The sequence below is a fragment of the Marinospirillum sp. genome, assembly GCF_014859565.1.
On sequence record NZ_JACUUA010000310.1, the window covers coordinates 1 to 3,236 of the forward strand.

1 protein-coding gene is annotated in these 3,236 nt (G+C 48.7%); it reads right to left on the reverse strand.

Features of this window, described 5'->3' with window-relative positions; translation table 11 throughout:
- Positions 1–115: 115 nt before the first annotated feature.
- A complete protein-coding gene (locus tag IBX50_RS18835) occupies positions 116–2,869 on the reverse strand; it encodes a bifunctional diguanylate cyclase/phosphodiesterase (protein ID WP_292257940.1) in 2,754 nt (917 codons plus the stop codon).
- Positions 2,870–3,236: the final 367 nt, after the last annotated feature.

Consider the following 3,236-nt stretch of genomic DNA (forward strand, 5'->3'; position numbering starts at 1 on the left):
TGACGTACTGATGGCTATGGAAGAAGAAGCCTTCTACGGCAACTGATTTCCCGAGTCAGCGCACCAATAAAAAGCTCCCGAAAGGGAGCTTTTTTTGTTTCATCTTAACGGACGGTTAACCATTCAGCTGTTCAGTAATCTGCCGACACTGGTCTACCAGCTGATCCACCGGCAAAGGTCGACTGAAATAATAACCCTGTACCAGATTACACTGGCTGTTGCGCAGAAAATTCAGCTGATCCAGTTGCTCTACACCTTCTGCAACCACATCCAGATTAAGTTTTGCCGCCATTGCACAGATGGCCGACACAATGGCCATATCATCCCGATCGCCCGGAATATCCTGCACAAATGAACGGTCGATTTTCAGGGAATGCACCGGTAACTGCTTGAGATAACTCAGGGATGAATAACCGGTACCAAAATCATCAATCGATAGTGCAATACCTAACTGCTCAATCTGGTGCAGGATCGGCAAGCTCAGATCCATCTGATCCATCAGTGTGCTTTCAGTGATTTCCAGCTCCAGATAACGAGGTGATAGATCGTGCCGTGTCAGAAGTTCATCCAGATGAGCTGGCAAGCCTGCATCCTTGAGCTGACGAGGTGACAGGTTCACCGCCACATAACAACGATGATCCAGCTGCTGGTTCAGCCATACCAAATCCCTGCAGGCCTGCTCCAGAACCTGATGCCCCAGCTCCACAATCAGCCCGGTCTCTTCTGCAATCGGAATAAACTCCAGCGGCGAAATCAAACCACGCACAGGATGCTGCCAGCGCACCAGAGCCTCAAAACCCACCACACGACCTAAATCCAGATCAACCTGTGGCTGGTAATAGACCTGAAAACTCCGCTCCTGCAATGCATCTCGCAGCTCGGTTTCCACTTCCAGCAAACGGCTGGCATGGGTATTCATTTCCGGTGTAAAAAACTGGTAGGTATTACGTCCTTCTGTCTTGGCACGATACATCGCCAGATCAGCATTTTTCATCAGCTCACTGGGCGTTTCACTGTCTGCAGGAGCCAGAGTGATACCAACAGAAGTGGTGACTATCACACTCTTGCTGCCCAGCTGAATTGGCAAAGCCAGTTGTTCGGTGATTTTTCTGGCTACCTGAGCTGCCGCATCCGGGTGGGTAATGTCATGCAACAACAGAGTGAACTCATCTCCACCCAGCCGGGCAATACTGTCCGAATCCCTGACGCAGGTGCGTAAACGATCCGCCACTGTCACCAGTAACTGATCTCCGGCGTCATGACCCAGAGTATCGTTAATACGTTTGAAATGATCCAGATCCAGATATAGCAGAGCACACAAGGATTTCTGGCGCTTGGCCAGCTTGATTGCCTTGTTTAACCTTTGCTTGAACAGACGACGGTTTTCCAGTCCTGTCAGGGTGTCATAAAGTGCCAGCTGCTCCATCTTCTGGTGTGTCAGCTTCAGCTCAGTAATATCTTCGGCCACCAGCACAAAATGGGGTTTATCCGGCTGGCGTGAATTTAACTGCAAAGGAGAAACAGACACCATCAACCAGTAATGATGATGATTATGCATCTCCAGTCTCAACTCACCCCGCCATTGGGCATTCTGTCGCAGACTTCTCATGATGGAGCGTAACTGCAGCCGCGACAGACTGCCCCGCAACAATTGCTCCAGGGGATGATTCAACAAATCCTGTGTTTGTTTGCCGGTCAGATCACGAAAACGGGCATTGGAATAAGTCACCTGACCCTGCCAGTCACAGATCAATACCGCACTACCACTGTTTTCCAGTGCACTGGATAACATCATCAGCTGTTGTTGTTGCTCACGCTGATCCGTAATATCCATCGAAACACTGAGTATGCCAGCCTTGCCATCGGTATCATCAAAATGCAGTTTGCTGGTTTGCCAGATGGTGGGTGAACCTTTTCCTGGTAACAGCTCTTCTTCCATGAACACAGCATCACCACTGATCAACAAAGCCCGTTCACGCCGTAGCAGCTGCTCATACGCCTGATTATCACCCGTCAACTCAGCAAGGTTCTGACCCAATATCTTTTCTGGTGTGCTATGAAAAAAACGAGCAGTTGCCTTGTTGGCCAGTACAAAACGCCCATCTTCATCACGTGCATAAATCATGTGCGGCACCAGATCTATCACATTGCGCAGGCGTGTTTCACTGCGCTCACGAGCGGTCATCAGCCGCCACAACTGATGTGCAGCAAACAGTCCAACACACACCATCAACATCAGTACCAGCATCAGCGGCAACAAAGCCGATTGCACCAGCTCCTGACCAGGGCGCGGCAAGGGATAATGGATATAAAGGGGGTTACTGCCATCTGTTAGAGTCACAGGGTATTGTGCTTCCCCGCTGATAATGATGGCATGAGATTTTAAAACCATCGGTGGCAACTGATAAATTTCTTGCCAGGTATCCAACAGACCCTGGTTAAACGGCTGCACTAACCAGAGTCTGTAACCCTTTATTTCTCGGTATTGATAAAAAAATGCCGGATTATTGCCACTTAAACCCTCTGGCTCCCGGCTCAGCTCCAACTGGTGCAGCAAAGCAGGGGTCAATGTGGATTCTTCCGGACAACGCCCCTGATAACTCTGGGAGTTATCACTCAGCCAGAGTAAACACTGCTGATCCAACTGATAGGGCAACACCTGTACAAAACTGTAAGCGGGCAGGTTGTCATGCAGTGCCTGTAGCTGATTAATCTGCTGCTGCAAACGCTGCTGCTGATCCACAAAGGCATAATCTAACTGTTGCTGTACACCTTTCCTAGCCTGCTGATCCATATTGTTACCCAGAATCAACAGGGTAAACACCAGCACCAGTACAGAACTGGTAGCAATAAAAAGAAAGGGAGTCAAAACCCGGAAAGGCAACATGTGTTCAGAACCATGGATAAAAAATCAGGCCAAACCAACGACTCCATCCGCTTGAACAGCACGGTTTTACCTTGGATTAAAGAGAGCCCTAACTGACAAACAAACCTCAGGTATTGATATAAGGTGTGTGTCGGGGGGCAAGATTTTACACCTTCAAGTTACATCTTTCCAGCAAACAGATATGGGTTTACCGTCATATCCTTGCAAAGGATAACTTGTGTCATATTTCTGTCGCATAGGTTCAAAAGTGCTGAATAGAATGGCTGACTAAAGATGAAATATATGATGCTTGCTGATGGTGCGGACGGAGAGACTCGAACTCTCACACCTTACGGCACCAGAACCTAAA